Here is a 25,031-nt window from a genome sequence, read left to right as displayed (position 1 = left end):
ATATAAGGTAGGCACGCATGCCGCAGATGGATCCGGAGTTGTTTGACCGCGGCCAGTTCCAGGCGGAACTGGCGCTCAAGTCCAGCCCCATCGCTGCCTTCAAGAAAGTCCTCAAGCAGGCGCGCGAGGTGCTCGACGGGCGCTTCCGCGAGGGCCGCGACATTCGCCGCCTGATCGAGGATCGTGCCTGGTTCGTCGACCAGATCCTCCAGGAAGCCTGGCGCCGCTTCGACTGGAGCGAGGACGCCGACATTGCCCTGCTGGCGGTCGGCGGCTACGGCCGCGGCGAGCTGCACCCGAACTCCGACATCGACCTGCTGATCCTGCTCGACAGCGCTGACCACGAAGTCTTCCGCAATCCGATCGAGGGGTTCCTCACCCTGCTCTGGGATATCGGCCTGGAAGTCGGCCAGAGCGTGCGCTCGGTCGATGAGTGCGCCGAAGAGGCCCGCGCCGACCTGACGGTGATCACCAACCTGATGGAAAGCCGCACCATCGCCGGCCCCGAGCGCCTGCGCCTGCGCATGCAGGAAGTCACCAGCCCGACGCAGATGTGGCCGAGCAAGCACTTCTTCCTGGCCAAGCGCAAGGAAGCCAAGGCGCGTCACGCCAAGTACAACGACACCGAGTACAACCTCGAACCCAACGTCAAGGGCTCGCCCGGCGGCCTGCGCGACATCCAGACCGTGCTCTGGGTGGCCCGGCGCCAGTTCGGCAGCCTCAACCTGCACTCCCTGGTGCAGCAGGGCTTCCTGGTCGACAGCGAGTACAGCATGCTGGCCTCAAGCCAGGAGTTCCTGTGGAAGGTGCGCTACGCCCTGCACATGCTCGCCGGCCGCGCCGAGGATCGCCTGCTGTTCGACCACCAGCGCAAGATCGCCGGCCTGCTCGGTTTCGAGGACGGCGACGGCAAGCTGGCCGTCGAGCGCTTCATGCAGAAGTACTACCGGGTGGTGATGGGCGTCGCCGAGCTGAGCGACCTGATCAACCAGCACTTCGAGGACGTGCTGCTGCGCGAGGGCGAAAACGGCACGGCGCAGCCGCTGAACAGCCGTTTCCAGATCCGCGACGGCTACATCGAAGTCGCCCACCCCAACGTGTTCAAGCGCACCCCCTTCGCCATTCTCGAAGTCTTCGTGCTGATGGCCCAGCACCCCGAAATCAAGGGCGTGCGTGCCGACACCATCCGCCTGTTGCGCGACAGCCGTAGCCTGATCGATGACGACTTCCGCCGCGATATCCGCAACACCAGCCTGTTCATCGAGCTGTTCAAGTCGCCCCAGGGCATCCACCGCAACCTGCGGCGGATGAACCGCTACGGCATCCTCGGCCGCTACCTGCCGGAGTTCGGCCACATAGTCGGGCAGATGCAGCACGACCTGTTCCACATCTATACGGTGGACGCGCACACCCTCAACCTGATCAAGCACCTGCGCAAGTTGAAGTGGCCGGAGCTGGCGGAGAAGTTCCCGCTGGCCAGCAAGGTCATCGACAAGTTGCCCAAGCCCGAGCTGATCTACCTGGCCGGTCTCTATCACGACATCGGCAAGGGCCGCGGCGGCGACCACTCGGAGCTCGGCGCAGTGGATGCCGAAGCCTTCTGCGTGCGCCACCAGCTGCCGGCGTGGGATTCGCGTCTGATCGTCTGGCTGGTGCAGAACCACCTGGTGATGTCGACCACCGCCCAGCGCAAGGATCTGTCCGACCCGCAGGTGATCTTCGACTTCGCCCAACTGGTCGGCGACCAGACCCGTCTCGACTACCTCTATGTGCTGACCGTGGCCGATATCAACGCCACCAACCCCAGCCTGTGGAACTCCTGGCGCGCCAGCCTGCTGCGCCAGCTGTACACCGAGACCAAGCGCGCCCTGCGCCGCGGCCTGGAAAACCCGCTGGATCGCGAAGAGCAGATCCGCCAGACCCAGAGCTCGGCCATCGACATCCTGGTGCGCGGCGGCATCGACCAGGACGATGCCGAGCAGCTGTGGAGCCAGCTTGGCGACGACTACTTCCTGCGCCATACCGCCGCCGACGTGGCCTGGCACACCGAGGCGATCCTCCAGCACCCGGCCGGCAACGACCCGCTGGTGCTGATCAAGGAAACCGCCCAGCGCGAGTTCGAGGGCGCCACCCAGATCTTCATCTACGCCCCCGACCAGCACGACTTCTTCGCCGTGACCGTGGCCGCCATGGATCAGCTCAACCTGAACATCCATGACGCCCGGGTGATCACCTCCACCAGCCAGTTCACCCTCGACACCTACATCGTCCTGGATACCGAAGGCGGGCGTATCGGCGACAACCCGGCGCGCATCAAGCAGATTCGCGAGGGCCTGATCGAGGCGCTGAAGAACCCGGACGAATACCCGGCGATCATCCAGCGCCGCGTGCCGCGCCAGCTCAAGCACTTCGCCTTCGCCCCGCAGGTGAGCATCCACAACGACGCCCAGCGCCCGGTCACCGTACTGGAGATCACCGCCCCGGATCGCCCCGGCCTGCTGGCGCGGATCGGCAAGATCTTCCTCGACTTCGACCTGTCGCTGCAGAACGCCAAGATCGCCACTCTCGGCGAGCGGGTGGAGGACGTGTTCTTCATCACCGATGCGCGCAACCAGCCGCTGTCCGACCCCGAGCTGTGTGCCCGCCTGCAGGAAGAGATTGCCCAGCAACTGTCCCAGGCCCACGGCGAATCCATCAACACCGGCGCCATCAGCATCTGAGCGCAGGCGCCACTTCACCAGTACAGAACCAGACGTCATGAACCACGCCCTGTCCCATCTGCAGCCCTACCCCTTCGAGAAACTGCGCGCCCTGCTTGGCGGCGTCACCCCGGCGGCGGACAAACGGCCGATCGCCCTGTCCATCGGCGAGCCCAAGCACAAGTCGCCGGCCTTCGTCGCCGAGGCACTGAGTGCCAACCTCGAGCAGATGGCCGTGTACCCGACCACCCTGGGCATCCCGGCGCTGCGCGAAGCCATCGCCGCCTGGTGCGAGCGCCGCTTCAACGTACCGGCCGGCTGGCTGGACGCCGCCCGCCATGTGCTGCCGGTCAACGGCACCCGCGAGGCGCTGTTCGCCTTCACCCAGACCGTGGTGCAGCGCGATGTCGGCGGCCTGGTAGTCAGCCCCAACCCCTTCTACCAGATCTATGAAGGCGCGGCCCTGCTCGCCGGCGCCACGCCGCACTACCTGCCGTGCCTGGAAGACAACGGCTTCAACCCGGACTTCGACGCCGTATCGGCCGAGGTCTGGCAGCGTTGCCAGATCCTCTTCCTATGCTCGCCGGGCAACCCCACCGGCGCGCTGATCCCGGTCGAGCAGCTGAAGAAGCTGATCGCCCTGGCCGACCAGTACGACTTCGTGATCGCCGCCGACGAGTGCTACAGCGAACTGTACTTCGACGAGCAGCACCCGCCGGCCGGCCTGCTGAGCGCCTGTGCCGAGCTGGGCCGCAGCGATTTTGCGCGCTGCGTGGTGTTCCACAGCCTGTCCAAGCGCTCCAACCTGCCGGGCCTGCGTTCGGGCTTCGTGGCCGGCGACGCCGACATTCTGAAAGCTTTCCTGCTGTACCGTACCTACCACGGCTGCGCCATGCCGGTGCAGACCCAGCTGGCCAGCGTCGCCGCCTGGAACGACGAGATCCACGTGCGCGCCAACCGCGCCCTGTACCGCGAGAAGTTCGACGCGGTGCTGGATATCCTCGGCGGCGTGCTCGACGTGCAGCGCCCGGACGGCGGCTTCTACCTGTGGGCCAAGACCCCGGTGGACGACCAGACCTTCACCCGCGAGCTGTTCGCCCGCGAGCACGTCACCGTGGTGCCCGGCTCCTACCTGTCGCGCGAAGTGGACGGCCACAACCCGGGTGCCAACCGCGTACGCATGGCCCTGGTCGCGCCGCTGGCCGAGTGCATCGAAGCGGCCGAGCGCATCCGCGCCTTCGTCAAAGGACTCTAACCATGAGTATTACTCTCTACGGTATTAAGGCTTGCGACACCATGAAGAAGGCCCGTACCTGGCTCGACGAGCACGGCACGGCCTACAGCTTCCACGACTACAAAGTCTCCGCCATCGACCGCGCCAACCTGCAGAAATGGTGCGACGAGCACGGCTGGGAGATCGTCCTCAACCGTGCGGGGACGACCTTCCGCAAACTCGACGACGCGCAGAAAGCCGACCTCGACCAGGCCAAGGCCATCGAGCTGATGCTGGCGCAACCGTCGATGATCAAGCGTCCGGTACTCGACCTGGGCCACCGCACCCTGGTTGGTTTCAAGCCTGAACTCTATTCCGCCGCGCTGGCCTGAGCCCGCGCGCCCACCTCATCCAAGGAAATCGACATGTCCACTACTCTCTTCAGCATCGCCTTCGGTGTCGGCACCCAGAATCGCCAGGGCAACTGGCTGGAAGTGTTCTACGCCCAACCCCTGCTCAACCCGGCCGCCGAGCTGGTCGCCGCCGTTTCCGCCAAGCTGGGTTACAGCGGCGGCAACCAGGCCATCGCCATCACCATCAACCAGGCCGCCGAGCTGGCCAACGCCATCAAGGGTATCGACGCCGCCCAGGCCGCCCTGCTTACCCGCCTGGCCGAAAGCACCAAGCCGCTGGTGGTCACCCTGCTGGCCGAAGATGCCGCGCTGACCTCCACCCCCGAGGCCTACCTCAAGCTGCACCTGCTGTCGCACCGTCTGGCCAAGCCCCACGGCCTGAACCTGACCGGCATCTTCCCGCTGCTGCCGAACGTGGCCTGGACCAGCCAGGGTGCCGTCGACCTCGGCGAGCTGGCCGAGCGTCAGCTGGAAGCGCGCCTGAAGGGCGAGCTGCTGGAAGTGTTCTCGGTGGACAAGTTCCCGAAAATGACCGACTACGTGGTGCCGGCCGGCGTGCGCATCGCCGACAGCGCCCGCGTGCGCCTGGGTGCCTACATCGGTGAAGGCACCACCGTGATGCACGAAGGTTTCGTCAACTTCAACGGCGGCACCGCCGGCCCGGGCATGATCGAAGGCCGCGTCTCCGCTGGCGTATTCGTCGGCAAGGGCTCGGATCTGGGCGGCGGCTGCTCGACCATGGGCACCCTGTCCGGCGGCGGCAACATCGTCATCAGCGTTGGCGAAGGCTGCCTGATCGGCGCCAACGCCGGCATCGGCATTCCGCTGGGCGACCGCAACACCGTGGAATCCGGCCTGTACATCACCGCTGGCACCAAGGTGGCCCTGCTCGACGAGCAGAACAACCTGGTCAAGGTGCTCAAGGCCCGCGACCTGGCTGGCCAGCCGGATCTGCTGTTCCGCCGCAACTCGCAGACCGGTGCGGTGGAGTGCAAGACCAACAAGACCGCGATCGAGCTCAATGAGGCCCTGCACGCCCACAACTGATCCCCGTAGGGTGCACCGCGCGCACCTGAATCCCGCCATGCGCCCTACGGTGCGCGCGGCGCACCCTACGCGACAGCTTTTAGCGTGAAGATCGCGACAGGCCGGGCCCATGCCCGGCCTGTCTATTTATACTCAGCACATTTCCCAGCAGTGCCACGCCCATGTCCCTGAACTCCCCCTGGCGCGCCGACTTCCCCGGCATCCTGGCCCTCGAGGCCGAGGGTCAGACCTACCTGGACAGCGCCGCCACCGCGCAGAAGCCACAGGCCCTGCTCGACAGCCTGCTTGGCTACTACGCCAGCGGTGCGGCCAATGTGCACCGCGCCCAGCACCTGCCCGGCGAACGCGCCACCCGCGCCTTCGAGGCGACCCGGGAGAAGGCCGCACGCTGGCTGAACGCGGCCAACAGCGATGAGATCGTCTTCACCCGCGGCAGCACCGAATCCCTCAACCTGCTGGCCTACGGGCTGGAGCACCTGCTGCAGCCCGGCGACGAGCTGGTGGTCAGCGCCCTGGAACACCACGCCAACCTGCTGCCCTGGCAGCAACTGGCACTGCGCCGCGGCCTGCGCCTGGTGGTGCTGCCGCTGGACGAGCTGGGCCAGATCGACCTGCAGCAGGCGGCCACGCTGATCGGCCCGCGCACCCGCCTGCTGGCGCTGTCGCAGCTGTCCAACGTGCTCGGTCGCTGGCAACCCGCGCTGGAGCTGATCGCCCTGGCCCGCGCCCAAGGCGCGCTGAGCGTGATCGACGGCGCCCAGGGCGCCGTGCACGGACGCCACGACATGCAGGCGCTGGGCTGCGACTTCTACGTCTGCTCCAGCCACAAGCTGTATGGCCCGGACGGCCTCGGCCTGCTCTACGGGCGCAGCACGGCGCTGGCGCAGCTGCGCCACTGGCAGTTCGGCGGCGAAATGGTGCTGCAGGCCGATTACCAGGACGCCCGCTTCCGCCCCGCCCCGCTGGGCTTCGAGGCCGGCACGCCGGCGATTTCGGCGGTCATTGCCCTGGGCGCGACCCTCGACTACCTGGCCAGCCTGGATCAGGCCGCCGTGGCCGGCCACGAGGCCGCACTGCATGCCAAGCTGCTGGCCGGGCTGGCCGTGCGCGACGGCATCCAGCTGCTCGGCGCACCGCAGCTGGCCCTGGCCAGCTTCACCGTGGCCGGCGTGCACAACGCCGACCTCGCCCACCTGCTGAGCGAACAGGGCATCGCCGTGCGCGCCGGCCACCACTGCGCCATGCCGCTGCTGAAAAGCCTGCACCTGCCTGGGGCGATTCGCGTGTCGCTCGGCCTGTACAACGACGGTGCCGACCTGGAGCGCTTCTTCGCCGCCCTCGACAACAGCCTGGAGCTGCTGCGATGAGCCTGCCGAGCCCGGCCGCGGAAGCCCTCGCCACCTTCGCCGCCTGCCCCGGCTGGGAGCAGCGCGCGCGCCTGCTGATGCAGTGGGGCGAGCGCCTGTCGCCCCTCAGCGACAGCGAGAAAAACGAAGCCAACCGCGTGCACGGCTGCGAAAGCCAGGTCTGGCTGCTCGGCGAACTACGCGACGGCCACTGGCAGTTTCGCGCCGCCAGCGATGCGCGTCTGATCCGCGGCCTGCTGGCCGTGCTGCTTGCCCGGGTCGACGGCCTGGACGCCACTGAACTGGCCGCCCTCGACCTGGCCGACTGGTTCAACCAGCTGGGCCTGGCCCGCCAGCTCTCGCCCTCGCGCAGCAACGGCCTCAACGCCGTGCTGCAGCGCATGCGCGAGCTGGCAGCCAGCCAGGCCTAGCGAGCCAGCCGCCAGCTGTCGGCATCCCCCGAGTACAACGCCTCCTGCAGGCGCTTCAGCTCGCCGCGCTGGGCAAAGTGCGCCAGTGCCTGGTTGAAACGGCGCAGCAGTTCGGCGGCAGCCGAGTCGTCCTTGCGGAACAACAGGCGCAGCGGCTCGGTGTTCAGGTAGCGCGGATGGTGAGTGATCGCCAGCGGCAGCGGCCCCGGGTACAGGCGCCGCAGCAGTGCATAGCCCACCGCCCGATCCTGCGGATGCAGGTCGATGCGCCCCAGCTCCAGCAGGCGGAAGCTGGTTTCCTCCTTGCTGCTCTGCTCGATCTGCAGGGCACCGCTCTGGGCCAGGCGGTCGAACTGCGGGCCGTAGGAATAACCGAGGGTGGTGCCGATCCGGTAGGGCCGCAAGTCTTCGAGGCGCTGCCAGTCGAAAACCAGGTCACGGCGGTGGAACAGCACCACTTCACCGCGCACCAGCGCCTCGCTGCATACCCCGTACTCCTCGCGTAGCGGGTTGCAGCTGTACGGCATGATGGCGTCCAGCCCGCCCTGCTGCAGCATCAGCACGTTGCGCTCCCAGGGGTAGAAGCTGAAGTCGACCTGGTAGCCGGCCTCGGCGAACACCGCCCGCACCAGGCGTGCCAGGGCACCGGCATCACTGCGTTGCTGATCGACATAGGGCACCCAGTCGCCGGTGCCGATATGCACCGTCTGCTGTGCCAGCACGGGCGGGCCAGCCAGCAGCAAACCCAGCAGGAGCAAGCGACGGAGCAGACGGAGCGGCGGCAGGCCGCGGGCGGGATGGAGCGGCGAGAGGAACACAGACATCACCTCTTGCACGATGCGACACGTGAATCCCTGTCGTTGTGCAACTAGCCACGTCCTGGCGATAACTAGAGCTTAGAAGCTGTTGCCGATCCCGCGACCCGCCGCCGATCGCCAATGGCTGTCGGAGCCGCCTCAGCCGCGCTCGCGGCTGGTCAGGCCACGCAGGAAGTTGCGCAGCACCTGGTCGCCGCAGGCACGGAAGTTCTTGTGCCCCGGCTTGCGGAACAGCGCACTCAGCTCGGCCTTGGTCATCGGCAGGTCGGCGGCCTGGAGGATGGCGTGCATGTCGTCGTCCTTCAGCTCGAAGGCCACGCGCAGCTTCTTCAGGATGATGTTGTTGCTCAGGCGCTTTTCCACCGGCAATGGCGGGCGGCTGTCGTCCTTGCCGCGCTTGTAGAACACCAGGCCATCGAGCACATGGGCCAGCACCACATCGCTACAGGACTGGTAACCGGGCTCGTCGTCCTTCTTCAGCAGGGCCGCCACGGCCTCTTCGCTCAGCGGGTAGTCGGCCAGCTGGGCGATCTCCGCCAGTTTGGCGTCGTTGACATCCAGCAGGTAGCGCAGGCTGCGCAGCACATCGTTGTTGAGCATGGGGAAGGTCTCATGGCGCCGGCAGGCACGGGAAAACCCGGATTATACGGCCTGCCGAGCCGTGACGGCGTGAAGGCTAGGGTTTGCGCTCCAGACTGGCCGCTGGTGCCAGCCAGGTCGCTGCGGCCTGGTTCAGCCAGGTCTCGGCCGCCGCCGCGTGACGCACCCGCGCATCGAGGAAGGCCAGGCTGACCGCCTGCACCTTGGCCGCCTGGCGCGGATCGAAGGCCTCCTCCAGCCCCTGGCCATGGCCGGCGCGGCTACTGAATACCTCGCCGCCATGACCACCACCGGGCCCGCTGCCCGCACCGGGGCCCGCGCCATTACCCGGCGGGCGCACGCCAGGTCGCCCGCTGCGCTGCGCCACCAGCGAACCGCTGAGCTGAGCATGAGCGGCCGCGTCGATCAGCAGCTGATAGCTGTCGGCCACCTGCAACCCGTGCCACAGCTGCTGGCGGCGCTGTGCCGGGGTCACCCAGTTGAACGGATCCTCGTCATGCGCCCCGGTCACCGCCAGCAGCGGCGTGGCAATCTGGGCAAAACGCTGCGGCTCGCTGGGGCTGGCTACATAGGGACTCAACAGGATCGCCGCCAGTGGCTGCCAGGCGGCGGCCGGAGCTGCCCCGGCAAGCCGTTCGCCGGCCAGGGCTGCGGCAGTCTGCGCGCCCAGGTCGAAACCGGCCACCACCACCCGCTGCAGATCGACCCCGGCGAACTCGCCAAGCGCGGCACGCCGGCGTACTTCGCCCAGTACCTGGTCGAGCAGCGCCAGGCGCCCGCGCAGCGCCGTCTCGGCATAGCTGCGCTGGGCCAGGCCGTAGAACACCCCGGCCTGCGCTTCGCTGCTGGAATAGATGGCGCGCCCGTAGCGCTTGGGCTGCACCGACAGCACCGCGTAGCCGGCCTCGGCCCAGGCCCGCCGCCACTGTTCGCCGGCGCGGCTGCCTTCGCCCAGCCCCGGCAGGTAGAGGATCAGTGCAGCCGGAGCCTCGCGCGGGGCCAGCCAGCTCAGCTCGACCACCTCGCTGCCCAGCGTCCACTCGCTGTCCCAGCCCTGTACGGGCAGACGCACGGCGGGCCGATAGGCACCCTGCAGGTAGGCGTCGATCGCGGCCCCCGGATCCTCCGGCGGCTCGGGATGCCCGGCGCACGCGCCAAGCACCAGCAGGCAGAACGGCAGACACAGGCGCAACAGGGATCCAGGCATGGAGCGGCTTCCGCGGCAGGAACAGACGAAGCCGCCATACTGCCAAGCCGACCGCCACCCTTGGGTCAGGACAAGGTAATGCCTGGGTAAAGGGCCTGATACAAAGCCGCGTCTCAGCCCTGGGCGGCGCGCCGCTCGGCCGGGCGGCGTGCGCCGGCCACCAGCTTGTCCACCGTCCTGGCCGCAGCGACCATGCCGAAGCTGGCGGTGATCATCATCGCCGCGCCGAAGCCGCCGGCGCAGTCCAGCTTCACCCCTTCGCCGACGAAAGCCTTGGTCTGGCACACCGAACCATCCGGTTTGGGGTAGCGCAGCTGCTCGCTGGAAAACACCGTGGTCACGCTGTAGGTACGCCCCGGTGTACGCGAGAAGTTGTAGTCGCGGCGCAGGGTGCTGCGCACCTTGGCAATCAGCGGATCGTTGAAGGTCTTGTTGAGGTCGGCGACCTGGATCTGCGTCGGGTCGACCTGTCCGCCGGCACCGCCGGTGGTGACGATCTGGATCTTGCGCCGCTTGCACCAGGCGATCAGCGCGGCCTTGGCCGCCACACTGTCGATGCAGTCGATCACCGCATCCAGCTGCTCGGTGATGTATTCGGCCATGGTCTCGCGGGTGACGAAGTCGGCCACCGCATGCACGGTGCAGGCCGGGTTGATGGCGCGGATGCGCGCCGCCATTTCGTCGACCTTGGCCTTGCCCACCGCGCCCTCGATGGCGTGCACCTGGCGGTTGGTATTGGTGATGCAGACGTCATCCAGGTCGAACAGGGAGATCTCGCCCACCCCGGAGCGGGCCAGGGCCTCGGCCGCCCAGGAACCCACGCCGCCGATGCCGACCACCGCCACATGGGCCGCCTGCAGACGCTGCAGGCCCTCCGCTCCGTAGAGCCGGGCTATGCCACCGAAACGCGGGTCGTCTGTCGTCATCGTCACTCACCTCGAAAACCGGCCGGCATTATAGAGCCCTGGAGACAAATGCCCCAGCCAGGCACTTCGCTATAGTGCAGGGAGACCGCAAGCGGAGTCCGCCATGCGCAACTTCAGCTTCTATAACCCTACGCGCATCCTGTTCGGCGCCGGACAGATCGCCAGCCTGGCGCAGCACATCCCCGCCGGCAGCCGGGTGCTGGTCTGCCATGGCGGCGGCAGCATCCTGCAGAACGGCGTGTGGCAGGAGGTCGAGCAGGCGCTGCAAGGCCATCGGATCAGCCGCTTTGCCGGTATCGAGGCCAACCCGCAGTACGCCAGCCTGCTGCGCGGGGTGGCCCAGGCGCGCAGCGAGGAATGCGACTTCATCCTCGCCGTCGGCGGCGGTTCGGTGATCGACGGCAGCAAGTTCATCGCCGCCGCCAGCGTCTACCCCGGCGATCCCTGCGACCTGCTCGACGGCACCCGCATCGACCGCGCCCTGCCGCTCGGCTGCGTGCTGACCCTTCCCGCCACCGGCTCGGAAAGCAACGGCAGCGGCGTGCTCAGCCACGCCGCGCGCCAGCAGCGCCTGGCCTTTGCCAGCCCGCGACTGTTCCCGCGCTTCGCCATCCTCGACCCGTGCACCACTTTCAGCCTGCCGCCGCGACAGACCGGCAATGGCGTGGTCGACACCTTCGTGCACACCCTGGAGCAGTACCTCGCCGGCAGCGGCCACGTGCCGTTGCAGGATCGCTGCGCCGAGGGCCTGCTGCTGACCCTGATCGAGGAAGGCCCCAAGGCCCTGGTCAACCCCGAGGACTATGCGGTGCGCGCCAACCTCATGTGGTGCGCCAGCCAGGCCCTGAACGGCCTGCTCGGCTGCGGCGTGGCGCAGGACTGGAGCAGCCACCGGATCGGCCACGAGCTGACCATGCTCTACCACCTCGACCATGCCCAGACGCTGGCCATCATCCTCCCCGCCCTGCTCGCCGAACGCCGCGAGGCCAAGCGCGCCAAGCTGCTGCAATACGCCCAGCGGGTCTGGGGCCTGCACGGCCCGGCCGAGCAGCGCATCGATGCGGCCATCGCCGCCACCGAAGGGTTTTTCCGCCGCATGGGCCTGGCCACCCGCCTGTCGGCCCACGGCCTGGACGCCGAGGTGGTGCCCGAGGTGCTGGCCCAGCTGCAGCGCCATGGCATCACCGCCCTCGGCGAGCAGCAGGAGATCGACCTGGCCACCTGCGAACGCATCCTCTTGCGCGCCCTCTGAACGGTGCCCGAGCGAACTTGCCCGGCGATTTGCGGATCAAAGCCCCGGCCCCGCCAAAGCCCGCCAACCGCGGCCCCAGCGATGCTATACAGGTAATCGGCAGCGGAGTAGCATGCGCGCCGACCGGCGTCCGCCGGCCCTTTCCCCTGTTCCACCCTGCGGAACCTGATAACAGCTATGCCAACGCGCAAATTCGGACTCAATCTGGTGGTCTTCGTGGCAGTCGCCGCGCTGTTCACCGGTATCTGGGCACTCTACAACCGACCGGTCACCGCCCCGGACTGGCCAGAGCAGATCTCCGGCTTCTCCTTCTCGCCGTTCCGCGCCGGGCAAGACCCGCAGCGCAACATCTACCCCAACGATGAGCAGATCCGCGCCGACCTCGAGCTGCTGAGCAAGCAGACCGACAGCATCCGTACCTATTCGGTGGATGGTACCCTGGCCGATATCCCGCGCCTGGCCGAGGAATTCGGCCTGCGCGTGACCCTGGGTATCTGGATCAGCCCGGACGAAGAACGCAACGAGCGCGAGATCGCCAAGGCCATCGAGATCGCCAACGACTCGCGCAGCGTCGTGCGCGTGGTGGTTGGTAACGAGGCGCTGTTCCGCCGCGAAATCACCGTCGACCACCTGATCGAGTACCTCGACCGGGTGCGCGCCGCCGTCAAGGTGCCGGTCACCACCTCCGAGCAGTGGCACATCTGGCAGGAATACCCGGAGCTGGCCAAGCACACCGACCTGGTGGCGGCCCATGTGCTGCCCTACTGGGAGTTCGTGCCGATGGAGGACTCCACCCAGTTCGTCCTCGAACGCGCCCGTGACCTGAAGAAACTGTTCCCGAAAAAACCGCTGCTGCTGTCCGAAGTCGGCTGGCCGAGCAACGGTCGCATGCGTGGCGGCGCCGATGCCTCCCAGGCGGATCAGGCGATCTACCTGCGCACCCTGGTCAACGCGCTGAACGCCAAGGGTTACAACTACTTCGTCATCGAAGCCTTCGACCAGCCGTGGAAAGCCGGCGACGAAGGCTCGGTGGGCGCCTACTGGGGCGTGTACAACCTCGACCGCCAGCCCAAGTTCGCCTTCGAAGGCCCGGTGGTCGCCATTCCGCAATGGCGCATGCTGGCCGTCGGCTCGGTGGTACTGGCCCTGCTGGCCCTGGCCCTGATGCTGATCGACGGCAGCTCGCTGCGCCAGCGCGGGCGCACCTTCCTGACCTTCGTCGCTTTCGTCGGCGGCTCCGCCCTGGTGTGGATCGCCTACGACTACAGCCAGCAGTACAGCACTTGGTTCAGCCTGACCGTCGGCGGCCTGCTGGGTATAGGTGCGTTGGGCGTATTTATCGTCCTGCTCACCGAAGCCCACGAGCTGGCCGAAACCGCCTGGACGCGCAAGCGCCGCCGGCCGTTCCTGCCGGTGCTGGCCGACACCGCCTACCGGCCCAAGGTGTCGATCCACGTGCCCTGCTACAACGAACCGCCGGAGATGGTGAAACAGACCCTGGATGCCCTGGCCGCCCTGGACTATCCGGACTACGAAGTCATCATCATCGACAACAACACCAAGGATCCCAAGGTCTGGGAACCGGTGCAGGCCTACTGCGAAGAACTCGGCCCGCGCTTCCGCTTCTTCCACGTGGCGCCCATCGAGGGCTTCAAGGGCGGCGCGCTGAACTACATCCTGCCGCACACCGCGCCGGATGCCGAAGTGGTCGCGGTGATCGACTCCGACTACTGCGTCAACAAGAACTGGCTCAAGCACATGGTGCCGCACTTCAGCGATCCGAAGATCGCCGTGGTGCAATCGCCGCAGGACTACCGCGACGGCAACGAAAGCACCTTCAAGAAGCTCTGCTACGCCGAGTACAAGGGCTTCTTCCACATCGGCATGGTGACCCGCAACGACCGCGACGCGATCATCCAGCACGGCACCATGACCATGATCCGCCGCAGCGTGATGGACGAGCTGAAGTGGGCCGACTGGACCATCTGCGAGGATGCCGAGCTGGGTCTGCGCGTTTTCGAGAAAGGCTATTCGGCCGCCTACGCCCACGAGAGCTTCGGTCGTGGTCTGATGCCGGACACCTTCATCGACTACAAGAAGCAGCGTTTCCGCTGGGCCTATGGCGCCATCCAGATCATGAAGGGCCATGCGCGCAGCCTGTTCCGCGGCCAGGATTCGCACCTGACCCGCGGCCAGCGCTACCACTTCATCGCCGGCTGGCTGCCGTGGATCGCCGACGGCCTGAACATCTTCTTCACCGCCGGTGCCCTGCTCTGGTCGGCCGGCATGATCATCGTGCCGCAGCGCGTCGACCCGCCGCTGCTGATCTTCGCCATCCCGCCGCTGACCCTGTTCTTCTTCAAGTTCGGCAAGATCATGTTCCTCTACCGCAAGGCGATGGGCGTCGATCTGGTGCGCTCGTTCCAGGCGGCCATCGCCGGGCTGGCGCTGTCGCACACCATCGCCAAGGCGGTGTTGTACGGCACCTTCACCAAGACCATCCCGTTCTTCCGCACGCCGAAGATGGCCAGCAACCACGGCATCATGGTGGCCCTGGCCGAAGCCCGCGAAGAAGTGTTCATGATGCTTCTGCTGTGGGGTGCGGCGATCGGCATCAGCCTGGTGCAGGACATCAGCACGCCCGACGTGAAGTTCTGGGTCGCTACCCTGCTGGTGCAGTCGCTGCCCTACCTGGCGGCACTGATCATGGCCCTGCTGTCGTCCCTGCCGAAGCCCGCCGAGGAAGACGCCGACCAGGCTGCCAGCGCGGCCTGAGCCGGCTGCGACCTGTCGAAACGGCGGCCTTGAGCCGCCGTTTTGCTTTAAGATGGCGGCCTTTCTGAATTCCGCTGTTCCGGAGCTGCAATGACCACCCTCTCCCCCACCCTTGAGCTTGCCTGCGACCTGATCCGCCGCCCGTCCGTCACCCCGGTCGACGAAGGCTGCCAGGAGCTGATGATGCGCCGCCTGGCGGCTGCCGGCTTTGCCGTGGAGCCGATGCGGATCGAAGAGGTGGACAACTTCTGGGCCCATCGTGGCGGCGACGGCCCGGTACTGTGCTTCGCCGGCCACACCGACGTGGTACCGACCGGCCCGCTGCAGGCCTGGCAGCACCAGCCGTTCGATGCCCTGATCGACGAGCACGGCATGCTCTGCGGCCGTGGTGCAGCCGACATGAAGGGCAGCCTGGCATCGATGATCATCGCCGTGGAGCGCTTTGTCGCCAATTACCCGAACCACAAGGGCGCCATCACCTTCCTGATCACCAGCGACGAGGAAGGCCCGGCCCACCACGGCACCAAGGCCGTGGTCGAGCGCCTGCGCGAGCGCGGCGAGCGTCTCGACTGGTGCATTGTCGGCGAGCCGTCAAGCACCACCCTGGTCGGCGACGTAGTCAAGAACGGCCGCCGGGGCTCGCTCGGCTGCACCCTCACCGTGCGCGGCAAGCAGGGCCACGTGGCCTACCCGCACCTGGCCAAGAACCCCATTCACCTGGCAGCCCCGGCCCTGGCCGAACTGGCCGCCGAGCACTGGGACAACGGCAACGCCTACTTCCCGCCGACCAGCTTCCAGGTCTCCAACCTCAACTCCGGTACCGGCGCCACCAACGTGATCCCCGGTGAACTGAAAGCGGTGTTCAACTTCCGCTTCTCCACCGAGTCGACCGTCGAAGGCCTGCAGCAACGCGTTACCGCTATCCTCGACAAGCACGGCCTGGACTATCAGCTGGACTGGGCGCTGTCCGGCCTGCCGTTCCTCACCCAGCCGGGCGACCTGCTCGACGCGGTGGCCGCCAGCATCAAGAGCATCACCGGCCGCGACACCACCCCGTCGACCTCCGGCGGCACCTCGGACGGCCGCTTTATCGCCACTTTGGGTACGCAAGTGGTCGAACTGGGCCCGGTCAACGCCACCATCCACCAGGTGGACGAGCGCGTGCTGGCCAGCGATCTGGATGTGCTGACCGAGATCTATTACCAGACCCTGGTCAACCTGCTCGCATGAGCCTGATCTGCCCGATCTGCCAGACACCGCTGAGCCCCGGTGACAGCGGCCTGGCCTGCAGCAACCGGCACAGCTTCGACCGTGCCCGCCAGGGCTACTACAACCTGCTGCCGGTACAGCACAAGAACAGCCGCGACCCCGGTGACAACCAGGCCATGGTCGAGGCCCGTCGGCGCTTTCTCGACGGCGGCCACTACGCCCCGCTGGCCCGGCGCCTGGCCGAGCTGGCCGCCGAGCGCACGCCGCAGCGCTGGCTGGATATCGGCTGCGGCGAGGGCTACTACACCGCCCAGCTCGCCGAGCAGCTGCCGGCTGCCGACGGCTATGCCCTGGACATCTCCCGCGAGGCGGTCAAACGCGCCTGCAAGCGTACGCCACGGCTGAGCTGGCTGGTGGCGAGCATGGCCCGCATACCGCTGAGTGACGCCAGCTGCGACCTGCTGGCCAGCGTATTCAGCCCGCTGGACTGGCAGGAAGCCCAGCGCCTGCTCAAGCCCGGCGGCGGCCTGCTGCGCATGGGGCCGACCCGCGTGCACCTGATGGAACTGCGCCAGAAGCTGTACGACGAAGTGCGCGACTACGATGACCAGAAGCACCTGGAACTGATTCCCGCCGGCATGCGCCTGGCCCACAGCGAGACCCTCAGCTTCCCCCTGCTGCTGGCCGACGCCCAGGCCCGCGCCGACCTGCTGGCCATGACCCCGCACGGCTGGCGCGCCAGCGCCGAACGCCGCGCCGCGGTGATCGGAGAAGACTTCGAAGTCACCGTGTCCATTCGCTACGATTGGATCGAAAAGGATAAGGACTGAGCCATGCGCCAACCCGATATCGAGATCTACCTCAAGGACACCGACCACCAGGCCATCGCCGCCTGGCTGGGCACGGCCATCGGCCCGGTCAGCGAGTGGCGCCAGCAGGGCCAGACCTTCAAGTGCCGCGCCGGCGATGTACCGGTGACCTGGCTGCCCAAGGCCGTCGGCAAGTGGCACAGCCTCTACCTGGAAAGCGACGCCACGCCCTGGGCCGATGACCTGGCCTGCGCCCGCGCCGCCTTCGCCGCCCTCGGCGTGCAGGTGCGCTGCGCCCCCGGTGGCTGGAGCGAGGAAGAAGCCGACGAAGAGGCGGATCGCTGGATCAAGATCGACGCCGACGGCGAGCAGGAAATCATCTGGCGCACCGACTGATGACTCCCCTCTCCCTCTGGGAGAGGGGCCGGGGGTGAGGGGTTCCAGGCCACGTCGAGCTATCTGCAGCACCCTCACCCTAGCCCTCTCCCAAAGGGCGAGGGAACCAAAGCCAGCACCTGCGCCGAAAAACAAAAAGGCCCGTCACTGACGGGCCTTTTTGTTTGCTGTGCCGGTCTCAGACCTTGGACACGTCTTCCGCCTGCAGGCCTTTCTGGCCCTGGATCACGGAGAACTCGACCTGCTGGCCTTCCACCAGAGAGCGGTGACCTTCGCCGCGGATGGCGCGGTAGTGGACGAACACGTCCGGGCCGCTTTCGCGTTGAATGAAGCCATACCCCTTGGAATCATTGAACCACTTGACGGTTCCGACCTCACGATCAGCCATTACCACTTCCCTCGACTCTCAATATTGTTTTATTGCCCGGGTGGGCTTCGACGGCTCGGCACAAACGTTCTTCTTCTTCTCCCGACCCCTGGCCAGAACAGCGTGGAGCTGGTCTTCCGAATGGCGTCCTGATGCGACCGCTCGTCGAGTATAAAACAAGCTTTCGACTTTCCAAGGGATTTTTTAGGCCGTCTGAAAGCCCCGTAAAACGGGGCCTGCACGGCTTTTTCAGGTCTTCTGCGCGAGCATATCGGTCAGCTTTTTCGCCAGTTGCCGATAGCTCTGTTCATCCAGCAGGTAGGCCCAACCGGGAGGCCCGGGCAGCTGCTCGGCGGCCAAGCCACTGCCACTCTCCAGCACCAGCCAGGGCTGCTGCGCCTGCAGGTACAACGCCCCTTGCAGGGTCTTGCCGGTGAAGTCCTCGAGGCGAAAGCGCAGGGCCGCGTGGCCCTTGAAGGCGATCTGCGCCAACGGTGCAACCTCGTTGAACTGCAGGTCGGCAAACAGCCGGGCGCTGTCATCGCCGGCACCCTCGGCCAGCAAACGGCGCCCCGCCGGCAGCTCGCGCAGCTGCAGATGGGTCTGCTCCGGCGTGGCGCGAAACAGGCTCAGGCGCTCGCCGTCGGCATGTTGCAGGGTCAGCTCGCGCACTGCCGCGAAAGGAATCGCGGTGACCCGCCGATCCAGCCACTGCAGTTCGTTGGCCGGCAGCTCGATGAGCTGGTCGATCAGCCAGCTCTGCGCCTCGTCCGCCCGCCGCACCAGCTGACCGCCCTGCTCCGTCTTGCCGATCAGCAACAGCAGCGGCGCGCCGCCCTCCCGCTCGAGACGCAGCTGGATGCCCTGCTCCGCCACAGCGCCCTGCACCGCCAGGCCCAGCTGACCATAGTCCTCGCTACGGGCGCTGCGCGGCGCCAACTGGTGCGCCGCAGTGAGCGCCCGCAGCAGCTCGGCAACCCGCTGCTGATCCGCCGGATACTCGGCCTTGGCCGGCAGCACCCAGCCCGTGGCACGCCGCTCCAGGCGCACCAGCGGCTGGCCCGGACGGCGTACTTCGATGGCCAGCAGCGGCTGCCGCGCATCCTGCAACGCCGCTAGCCAGGCGACGGGCGCCGCCGGTGGCAATGGCGCTGGCGGCTGACGCTCGACCACCAGCATGCCGGCCAGCAGCAATAGCAGCAGCCCGCCCAGGCCCAGCCAGCCTCGACTGTTCATGCTTGATTCTCCCTAATCACCCGGCCGCGTGGTGGCCGGGTGCCGATGAAGGTGCCGCGGCCAGGGGCCGCGGCAACCCGCGTCAGGCCTTGCGCCGACGCCACAGCCACAGGGCCAGCACCGCCAGGGTCAGCAGCAGGGGCACCAGGGCAATGTTGACGAACTTCAGCACGCGGCCCAGATCCTCGATCCGCGAGTTGAGCTGGAAACGCACCTCGCGCAGCTCCTTGCGGATGCGCACCTTCTCGGCGAGGAACTGCTGCACGGTGGCCTGCTGTTCCGGGGTCAGCTCCAGGGCCTTGCTCGGATCCTGCTGCTGCAGGGCGGCGAGCTTCTGCTCGGTGTCGGCCAGGCGTTTCTGCAGGGCCTCTTCCTTGACCCGGAATTGCGCCTCGGCCTCACGTTGCAGGGCTTCGACCACTTCGAACGGGCGGCTGAAGCGCCCGCGCGAACGCACGCTGATCAGCGCGTCGCTGCCGGACAGGTTGTCCAGGGCGTTGATGGCGAAGCCACTGTTGTCGGCGAACGGCTGCGGCACGCGCTGGCCGAAGAAGTCCTGCACCTGCACCCACATGCGGTCGCTGAGCAGGTCGGTGTCGGCCACCGCGATCACGTTGATGTTGTCGGCGGACTTGAGGCCATCCTTCTGCCCTTCGATGCCGTTGGGGAAGGCTGACTGCACCGGGCCGCTGATGCGTGCGGCGATCACGTAGCGCTCGCCGGTCGGCTGCAGGTCGCGGATCAGTTCCTCGGGATTGCTGAGCATGCCGAAGCGCGCCGCGTCGAAAGGCATGGCGTACTCCGAGCTCTGCAACAACGGCACGAAGCGGGTCTGGGTGCCCTCGACCGGTTCGAGGATACCGCTGCTGGCGACGTTGATGCTTTCCAGGCCGGAGGTGCTCACCTCGTCCTGGTTCATCGCCCGCTGCGGCAGGCTCAGCCAGCCGGCATGGCGCACGGCACGCTCGCCCATGCGCACGGACATGGCGTAGGAGCCATCGCCGAGCACCTTGTCCGGCACCAGCCGCAGGCCCCAGGCCTTGAACAGCGGTTCCAGGTCACTGGCCTTGCCGGCACTGTCGCCCGGCAGCATCGGCATGCCGGTATCGGCCTCGCTGTAGGGGTCGACGAAGGCCAGCAGCTTGCCGCCGCGCAGCACGAACTGGTCGATGGCGTACAGGGTCGCCTGCGGCAGATCCTTCGGATGCACCAGCAGCAGCACCGAGACATCGTCCGGAACCTTGTCGATGCCGGCCTTGAGGCTCTCGATCTTGAACAGCTGGCGCACTTCCTCCATGAACATCCACGGCGCCGTGGGCTGGCGCTGCATCATGTCGAAGCCGCCGTTGATCTGCAGCCCGGAGAGCAGGCCGACCACCGGCCGCTGCGGCTTGGCCAGGTTCTGCACCAGCTGGCTGAGCTGGTACTCGAGGAACTCCTCCTGATCCAGCGGGAAGAACGGGATGATCTGCCGGGCGTCCTGGGCGTTGGTGCCGGCCAGGCCGAAGTAGATCTGCTCGCCGTTCTGGTTCGCCGGCACGGCCTGCAGGCCAAAGCTGGCGGCCTTGTCTTCCTCTTCGGAGAACGGCTCGGGGTCGACGATGTGCAGCTTGATCTTGCCGTTCGCCTGGCGCTCGTAGGCCTTGAGCATTTCTTCCACACGCGCCGCGTAGTTGCGCAGCACAGCCAGGTCGCGGGCCGACTTGTCGGAGTAGAAGAAGTAAAGGTCGATCGGCGTATCGATCTCGCCGAGGATCTGCTTGGTGCCATCACTGATGGTGTACAGCTTCTGCTCGGTCAGATCGAGGCGGGCATTGCTCAGGGTCAGCCCGGAAAACAGGTTGAAGGCCAAGGCCACCAGCAACAGGCCGGCGCCGGAATACATCAGCTTCTTCATGCTCAGTCAGCCTTCTTCAGATCGACCACGATGGCAGTGGCGGCAAGCCAGGCGGCCATCAGGGTGATGAAATACAGCAGGTCGCGCAGGTCGATCACGCCCTTGCTGATCGCCTCGAAACGGGTCAGGAAGCTCAGCGAGGCCACCGCATCCAGCAGCCACTGCGGCGCCCAGCCGGTGAAGGCATCCAGCACCATGGGGAAGCCGCTGACGATGAACAGGAAGCAGGCGCTGACCGCGAGGATGAAGGCGATCACCTGGTTCTTGGCCAGTGCCGACATGCACGAGCCGATGGCGAGATACGACCCGGCCAGCAGCCAGCTACCCAGGTAGGCGGTAACGATGGCGCCGTTGTCCGGCTGGCCCAGGTAGTTGACCGTGATGATCATCGGGAAGGTCAGCAGCAGGGCGATGCCGGCGAACACCCAGGCGGCGAGGAACTTGCCGGTGACCGCCTCGAAACGGGTGATCGGCAGGGTCATCAGCAGCTCGATGGAGCCGGACTTGCGCTCCTCGGCCCACAGGCGCATGGCCAGGGCCGGCACCAGGAACAGATAGAGCCAGGGGTGGAAGCTGAAGAAGGCCTTGAGATCGGCCTGGCCGCCTTCGTAGAAACCGCCCAGGTAGAAGGTGAAGACCCCGGACAGCACCAGGAAGATCAGGATGAACACGTACGCCAGCGGCGTGGCGAAATAGCTGGCCAGCTCGCGTTTGAAAATCACCGGCAACTGCTTCATGCCGCTTCTCCCCGGGTCAGGCTACGGAACACTTCATCGAGACGACCACGCTCCACGTCAAGCTCCTGCACCTGCCAGCCACGCTGGTGAATCAGCGCGTTGACCTGCGGGAAGATCACCTGGCCCGGCTGGGCCAGCACGGTGAGGCTGCCGTCCACGCGGTTCTCCTCGACTCCGGCTACCCCCGGCAGGGCAGCCAGGGCGGCCTGATCCAGCACGTCGCGGCTGACCAGGGTCACTGCCTGGTGGTAACGCGAGCGGCTTTCCAGCTCCAGCGGGGTGCCATCGGCCACCAGCTTGCCGCTGGCAATCACCACCGCGCGGGTGCACACGGCGCTGACTTCTTCGAGGATATGGGTGGAGATGATCACGATCTTGTCCTGGGCCAGGCTCTGGATCAGCCCGCGCACCTGGTGCTTCTGATTCGGATCGAGGCCGTCGGTGGGTTCGTCGAGGATCAGCACCCTGGGATCATGCAGGATCGCCTGGGCCAGGCCGACGCGGCGCTTGAAGCCCTTGGACAGGGTATCGATGGACTGGCCGAGTACCTTGTCCAGCTCCACCTGAGCCACCGCGCGCTCGACCCGCGAGCGCTTCTCGGCGCCGCGGTAGCCGCGGATCTCGGCGATGAACTCGAGGAAACCGCGCACCGTCATGTCGCCATAGCAGGGCGCGCCTTCCGGCAGGTAGCCGATCTGCCGCTGGGCCTTGAGGGTCTGGCGCTGGATGTCGAAGCCGAGCACGCTAGCCGTGCCGGAAGTCGGCGCGAGAAAGCCGGTGAGCATCTTCATGGTGGTGGATTTGCCGGCGCCGTTGGGGCCGAGAAAGCCCAGCACTTCCCCCTGCTGGACTGTGAAGCTCAGGCCGTCGACGGCCGTGTGCCCGGAAAAACGCTTGGTCAGGTTTCTTATTTCGATCATGGCCTCTCACCGTCGCGATAAAGGCTCGTCCTGTCTGGCATGCAGCACTCGAACGGGCCACACAAATGCGCCCGGACTATAAGAAGTCCGCCGCTGGCAAAGCAAGACAACGGCAATTACCGAAAGTTGCACACCTGTTCACTGCCAGAACCGGACAGAACGGTTTTGCCGCAGGCCGGGCGATACGGCAAACTAGCGCCCCCGAGCAAATGCTCGCTTCAGTGCCGCCAAGAGCCCGTATGACCCGCTCCCCGTTCCGCCGTCTTGCCTTTGGTGCCTTGCGCCGCCTGCTCTATCTCTGGGTGCGCTCGGAAACCATCAACCAGTCCGCCTTCACCCTCAAGCTGGATCGCAGCAAGCCGGTGTTCTACGTGCTGCAGCAGCCGTCGGCGAGCGACCTGGCGGTGGTCGATACGGAATGCAGCAAGGCCGGCCTGCCGCGCCCGGTGCTGCCGGTGACCATTGGCGAGCAGAGCGAAGCCGCCGCCTTCTTCTACCTGACTCCCGAGCCGGGCTGGTTCGGCGGCCAGGACAAGCGCGGCGCGCCGCCGGCGCTGATCCGCACCCTCGCCGCCCTCGACCGCAATGCCCTGGATGACGCACAGATCGTCCCGGTCAGCGTGTTCTGGGGCCAGTCGCCGGATCGCGAGACCAGCCCGTGGAAGCTGCTGTTCGCCGACAGCTGGGCGGTTACCGGGCGCCTGCGCAAGCTGGTCAGCATCCTGATCCTCGGGCGCAAGACCCGTGTGCAGTTCTCCGCCCCCATCCACCTGCGCGAGCTGCTGGCCCAGGACAAGGGCCTGGAGCGCACCCAGCGCATGGTGCAGCGCATCCTGCGGGTGCACTTCCGCAACCTGAAGTCCGCCGTGATCGGCCCGGACGTGTCGCACCGGCGCAACCTGGTCAAGGGCCTGGTGCACGGCCCGCAAGTGCGCCAGGCGATCCTCGACGAGGCCGAGCGCGAGAAGATCAGCGTGGAAAAGGCCGAGAGCCAGGCCCTGCGCTACGGCAACGAGATCGCCTCGGACTACACCTACACCGCCATCCGCTTCCTCGAAACGGTGCTCAGCTGGTTCTGGAACAAGCTGTACGAAGGCATCCAGGTCAACCATATCGAGGCCGTGCGTGAAGTGGCCCACGGCCACGAGGTGATCTATGTGCCCTGCCACCGCAGCCATATCGACTACCTGCTGCTGTCCTACCTGCTGTTCCGCAACGGCCTGACCCCGCCGCACATCGCCGCCGGGATCAACCTCAACATGCCGGTGATCGGCGGCCTGCTGCGCCGCGGCGGCGCCTTCTTCATGCGCCGCACCTTCAAGGGCAACCCGCTGTACACCGCGGTATTCAACGAATACCTGCACACCCTGTTCAGCCGCGGCTTCCCGGTGGAGTACTTCGTCGAGGGTGGGCGCTCGCGCACCGGGCGCATGCTGCAGCCGAAGACCGGCATGCTGGCCATCACCCTGCGCAGCTTCCTGCGTTCCAGCCGCCTGCCGGTGGTGTTCGTGCCGGTCTATATCGGCTACGAGCGGGTACTGGAAGGCCGCACCTACCTGGGCGAGCTGCGCGGCGCGGCGAAGAAGAAGGAGTCGATTTTCGACATCTTCAAGGTCATCAGCGCCATCCGTAAGCAGCGCTTCGGCAGCGTCTGGGTCAACTTCGGCGAACCGATCAAGCTGGCCGAGTTCCTCGATGCCGAGCAGCCGGACTGGCGCAGCCAGGACTACGGCACGCAGTTCCGCCCGGACTGGCTGAACAGCACCACCAACCGCCTCGGCGAGCGCGTGGCCCAGCACCTCAACGAGGCGGCGGCGGTCAACCCGGTCAACCTGGTCGGCCTGGCCCTGCTCTCGACAGCTAAGCTGGCGCTGGACGAGAAGAGCCTGGTACGGGTGCTCGACCTGTACCTGGCGCTGCTACGCCAGGTGCCCTACTCGCCCCATGCGACCCTGCCGGAAGGCGACGGCGCCGCGCTGATCCGCTACGTGCAGAGCATGGATCTGCTGGCCGAGCAGAAGGACTCCCTGGGCAAGATCCTCTATCTGGACGAGCAGAACGCCGTCCTGATGACCTACTACCGCAACAACGTGCTGCACATCTTCGCCCTGCCGGCGCTGCTGGCGAGCTTCTTCCAGAGCAGCTCGCGGATGAGCCGCGAACAGATCCTGCGCTACACCACGGCGCTGTATCCGTACCTGCAGTCCGAGCTGTTCATCCGCTGGTCGCGCGAGGAGCTGGAAGGCGTGGTCGACCAGTGGCTGGCGGCCTTCGTTGAACAGGGCCTGCTGCGCTGCGAAGACGACGTCTATATCCGCCCGGCACCCAGCTCGCGCCAGTTCGTCCTGCTGACCCTGCTGGCCCGCGCCATCGTGCAGACCCTGCAGCGCTTCTACATGGCCACCGCTCTGCTGAGCAACGCCGGGCAGAACGTGCTGTCGGCCGAGGAACTGGAGAACCTCTGCGTGGTGATGGCCCAGCGCCTGTCGATCCTGCATGGCCTGAACGCCCCGGAGTTCTTCGACAAGAGCCTGTTCCGCCACTTCATCCAGACCCTGCTCGACGAAGGCGTGCTGCGCCAGGACAGCGCCGGCAAGCTCAGCCACCATCCGCAGCTCGACGGCCTGGCCGAAGGTGCGGCCAAGCGCGTGCTGCCGGCGGAGATACGCCTGTCGATCCGCCAGGTGGCGCTGGAGCGCGACGAAGACCGCAGCGAAACGGCGTAAGCCCGCC

General features: G+C 66.8%; 21 protein-coding genes. 12 read left to right on the top strand and 9 right to left on the bottom strand.

Annotation, left to right across the window (positions count from 1 at the left end):
- Positions 1-17: 17 nt before the first annotated feature.
- The 6 genes from A9179_RS05440 (at position 18) to A9179_RS05415 (ending at position 7,149) form a co-directional block, all read left to right on the top strand.
- A complete protein-coding gene (locus A9179_RS05440) occupies positions 18-2,720 on the top strand; it encodes a [protein-PII] uridylyltransferase (RefSeq protein WP_187804818.1) in 2,703 nt (900 codons plus the stop codon).
- A 37-nt stretch (positions 2,721-2,757) separates the two neighbouring features.
- Positions 2,758-3,954, top strand: coding sequence for a succinyldiaminopimelate transaminase (dapC, locus tag A9179_RS05435; protein ID WP_187804817.1), 1,197 nt, complete (start codon positions 2,758-2,760; stop codon positions 3,952-3,954).
- A gap of 2 nt (positions 3,955-3,956) precedes the next feature.
- Positions 3,957-4,304, top strand: coding sequence for an ArsC family reductase (locus A9179_RS05430; RefSeq protein WP_187804816.1), 348 nt, complete (start codon positions 3,957-3,959; stop codon positions 4,302-4,304).
- A 33-nt stretch (positions 4,305-4,337) separates the two neighbouring features.
- Positions 4,338-5,372, top strand: a complete 1,035-nt coding sequence (gene dapD / locus A9179_RS05425) for a 2,3,4,5-tetrahydropyridine-2,6-dicarboxylate N-succinyltransferase (protein WP_187804815.1) — start codon at positions 4,338-4,340, stop codon at positions 5,370-5,372.
- Between the two features lie 161 nt (positions 5,373-5,533).
- Positions 5,534-6,739 (top strand): aminotransferase class V-fold PLP-dependent enzyme, encoded by a 1,206-nt coding sequence (locus A9179_RS05420; protein WP_187804814.1) that lies wholly within the window; start codon positions 5,534-5,536, stop codon positions 6,737-6,739.
- The gene (locus tag A9179_RS05415) at positions 6,736-7,149 is read left to right on the top strand and encodes a SufE family protein (protein WP_187804813.1); all 414 of its coding nucleotides are present in this window, start codon (positions 6,736-6,738) and stop codon (positions 7,147-7,149) included. The genes A9179_RS05420 and A9179_RS05415 overlap by 4 nt, the downstream gene beginning before the upstream one ends.
- Here A9179_RS05415 and A9179_RS05410 read toward each other — a convergent pair.
- The 4 genes from A9179_RS05410 to tcdA form a co-directional block, all read right to left on the bottom strand.
- Complete coding sequence (locus A9179_RS05410) at positions 7,146-7,973, bottom strand: substrate-binding periplasmic protein (RefSeq protein WP_187804812.1); 828 nt, start codon at positions 7,971-7,973, stop codon at positions 7,146-7,148. The two genes, A9179_RS05415 and A9179_RS05410, sit on opposite strands and share 4 nt — an antisense overlap.
- Before the next feature lie 132 nt (positions 7,974-8,105).
- Positions 8,106-8,567: a YehS family protein gene (locus A9179_RS05405; RefSeq protein ID WP_187804811.1), complete on the bottom strand. Its 462-nt coding sequence runs from the start codon at positions 8,565-8,567 to the stop codon at positions 8,106-8,108.
- Between the two features lie 76 nt (positions 8,568-8,643).
- Positions 8,644-9,774, bottom strand: a complete 1,131-nt coding sequence (locus A9179_RS05400) for an alpha/beta hydrolase (RefSeq protein WP_187804810.1) — start codon at positions 9,772-9,774, stop codon at positions 8,644-8,646.
- A gap of 113 nt (positions 9,775-9,887) precedes the next feature.
- A complete protein-coding gene (tcdA, locus tag A9179_RS05395; protein WP_187804809.1) occupies positions 9,888-10,700 on the bottom strand; it encodes a tRNA cyclic N6-threonylcarbamoyladenosine(37) synthase TcdA in 813 nt (270 codons plus the stop codon).
- A 103-nt stretch (positions 10,701-10,803) separates the two neighbouring features.
- Here tcdA and A9179_RS05390 point away from each other — a divergent pair, with 103 nt between their 5' ends.
- From A9179_RS05390 to A9179_RS05370, 5 genes are all read left to right on the top strand, one after another.
- Positions 10,804-11,952: an iron-containing alcohol dehydrogenase gene (locus tag A9179_RS05390; RefSeq protein ID WP_187804808.1), complete on the top strand. Its 1,149-nt coding sequence runs from the start codon at positions 10,804-10,806 to the stop codon at positions 11,950-11,952.
- Positions 11,953-12,129: 177 nt separating this feature from the next.
- Positions 12,130-14,727, top strand: a complete 2,598-nt coding sequence (locus tag A9179_RS05385) for a glycosyltransferase (RefSeq protein ID WP_187804807.1) — start codon at positions 12,130-12,132, stop codon at positions 14,725-14,727.
- A gap of 90 nt (positions 14,728-14,817) precedes the next feature.
- Positions 14,818-15,957, top strand: coding sequence for a succinyl-diaminopimelate desuccinylase (gene dapE, locus A9179_RS05380; protein WP_187804806.1), 1,140 nt, complete (start codon positions 14,818-14,820; stop codon positions 15,955-15,957).
- Positions 15,954-16,766 carry a putative RNA methyltransferase gene (locus A9179_RS05375; protein WP_187804805.1) on the top strand — a complete coding sequence of 271 codons (813 nt, stop codon included), beginning with the start codon at positions 15,954-15,956 and terminating at the stop codon, positions 16,764-16,766. Before dapE ends, A9179_RS05375 begins: the two co-directional genes overlap by 4 nt.
- A gap of 3 nt (positions 16,767-16,769) precedes the next feature.
- Complete coding sequence (locus tag A9179_RS05370) at positions 16,770-17,141, top strand: hypothetical protein (protein WP_187804804.1); 372 nt, start codon at positions 16,770-16,772, stop codon at positions 17,139-17,141.
- 178 nt (positions 17,142-17,319) lie between these two features.
- Here the strand turns inward: A9179_RS05370 and A9179_RS05365 are convergent, their stop codons facing one another.
- The 5 genes from A9179_RS05365 to A9179_RS05345 form a co-directional block, all read right to left on the bottom strand.
- Positions 17,320-17,529 carry a cold-shock protein gene (locus A9179_RS05365; RefSeq protein ID WP_137974306.1) on the bottom strand — a complete coding sequence of 70 codons (210 nt, stop codon included), beginning with the start codon at positions 17,527-17,529 and terminating at the stop codon, positions 17,320-17,322.
- Positions 17,530-17,757: 228 nt separating this feature from the next.
- Positions 17,758-18,744: a DUF4340 domain-containing protein gene (locus A9179_RS05360; protein WP_187804803.1), complete on the bottom strand. Its 987-nt coding sequence runs from the start codon at positions 18,742-18,744 to the stop codon at positions 17,758-17,760.
- Between the two features lie 82 nt (positions 18,745-18,826).
- A complete protein-coding gene (locus A9179_RS05355; protein ID WP_187804802.1) occupies positions 18,827-20,641 on the bottom strand; it encodes a Gldg family protein in 1,815 nt (604 codons plus the stop codon).
- Positions 20,642-20,643: 2 nt separating this feature from the next.
- Positions 20,644-21,378 (bottom strand): ABC transporter permease, encoded by a 735-nt coding sequence (locus A9179_RS05350; protein WP_187804801.1) that lies wholly within the window; start codon positions 21,376-21,378, stop codon positions 20,644-20,646.
- Positions 21,375-22,298: an ABC transporter ATP-binding protein gene (locus A9179_RS05345; RefSeq protein WP_187804800.1), complete on the bottom strand. Its 924-nt coding sequence runs from the start codon at positions 22,296-22,298 to the stop codon at positions 21,375-21,377. Before A9179_RS05345 ends, A9179_RS05350 begins: the two co-directional genes overlap by 4 nt.
- Positions 22,299-22,537: 239 nt before the next feature.
- Between A9179_RS05345 and plsB the strand changes: the two genes are divergently transcribed.
- Positions 22,538-25,024, top strand: a complete 2,487-nt coding sequence (plsB, locus tag A9179_RS05340; RefSeq protein WP_187804799.1) for a glycerol-3-phosphate 1-O-acyltransferase PlsB — start codon at positions 22,538-22,540, stop codon at positions 25,022-25,024.
- The last annotated feature ends 7 nt before the right edge of the window (positions 25,025-25,031 follow it).

Source organism: Pseudomonas alcaligenes, from assembly GCF_014490745.1.
Classification (GTDB): domain Bacteria; phylum Pseudomonadota; class Gammaproteobacteria; order Pseudomonadales; family Pseudomonadaceae; genus Aquipseudomonas; species Aquipseudomonas alcaligenes_C.
The sequence above is the reverse complement of the archived record's forward strand: the minus strand, read 5'-3'. Positions and strand labels throughout refer to the sequence as shown.

Coding starts and splice junctions, on each gene's coding strand:
- A9179_RS05440 (WP_187804818.1), top strand. CDS start 18: ATGCCGCAGATGGATCCGGAGTTGTTTGACCGCGGCCAGTTCCAGGCG.
- dapC (WP_187804817.1), top strand. CDS start 2,758: ATGAACCACGCCCTGTCCCATCTGCAGCCCTACCCCTTCGAGAAACTG.
- A9179_RS05430 (WP_187804816.1), top strand. CDS start 3,957: ATGAGTATTACTCTCTACGGTATTAAGGCTTGCGACACCATGAAGAAG.
- dapD (WP_187804815.1), top strand. CDS start 4,338: ATGTCCACTACTCTCTTCAGCATCGCCTTCGGTGTCGGCACCCAGAAT.
- A9179_RS05420 (WP_187804814.1), top strand. CDS start 5,534: ATGTCCCTGAACTCCCCCTGGCGCGCCGACTTCCCCGGCATCCTGGCC.
- A9179_RS05415 (WP_187804813.1), top strand. CDS start 6,736: ATGAGCCTGCCGAGCCCGGCCGCGGAAGCCCTCGCCACCTTCGCCGCC.
- A9179_RS05410 (WP_187804812.1), bottom strand. CDS start 7,973: ATGTCTGTGTTCCTCTCGCCGCTCCATCCCGCCCGCGGCCTGCCGCCG.
- A9179_RS05405 (WP_187804811.1), bottom strand. CDS start 8,567: ATGCTCAACAACGATGTGCTGCGCAGCCTGCGCTACCTGCTGGATGTC.
- A9179_RS05400 (WP_187804810.1), bottom strand. CDS start 9,774: ATGCCTGGATCCCTGTTGCGCCTGTGTCTGCCGTTCTGCCTGCTGGTG.
- tcdA (WP_187804809.1), bottom strand. CDS start 10,700: ATGACGACAGACGACCCGCGTTTCGGTGGCATAGCCCGGCTCTACGGA.
- A9179_RS05390 (WP_187804808.1), top strand. CDS start 10,804: ATGCGCAACTTCAGCTTCTATAACCCTACGCGCATCCTGTTCGGCGCC.
- A9179_RS05385 (WP_187804807.1), top strand. CDS start 12,130: ATGCCAACGCGCAAATTCGGACTCAATCTGGTGGTCTTCGTGGCAGTC.
- dapE (WP_187804806.1), top strand. CDS start 14,818: ATGACCACCCTCTCCCCCACCCTTGAGCTTGCCTGCGACCTGATCCGC.
- A9179_RS05375 (WP_187804805.1), top strand. CDS start 15,954: ATGAGCCTGATCTGCCCGATCTGCCAGACACCGCTGAGCCCCGGTGAC.
- A9179_RS05370 (WP_187804804.1), top strand. CDS start 16,770: ATGCGCCAACCCGATATCGAGATCTACCTCAAGGACACCGACCACCAG.
- A9179_RS05365 (WP_137974306.1), bottom strand. CDS start 17,529: ATGGCTGATCGTGAGGTCGGAACCGTCAAGTGGTTCAATGATTCCAAG.
- A9179_RS05360 (WP_187804803.1), bottom strand. CDS start 18,744: ATGAACAGTCGAGGCTGGCTGGGCCTGGGCGGGCTGCTGCTATTGCTG.
- A9179_RS05355 (WP_187804802.1), bottom strand. CDS start 20,641: ATGAAGAAGCTGATGTATTCCGGCGCCGGCCTGTTGCTGGTGGCCTTG.
- A9179_RS05350 (WP_187804801.1), bottom strand. CDS start 21,378: ATGAAGCAGTTGCCGGTGATTTTCAAACGCGAGCTGGCCAGCTATTTC.
- A9179_RS05345 (WP_187804800.1), bottom strand. CDS start 22,298: ATGATCGAAATAAGAAACCTGACCAAGCGTTTTTCCGGGCACACGGCC.
- plsB (WP_187804799.1), top strand. CDS start 22,538: ATGACCCGCTCCCCGTTCCGCCGTCTTGCCTTTGGTGCCTTGCGCCGC.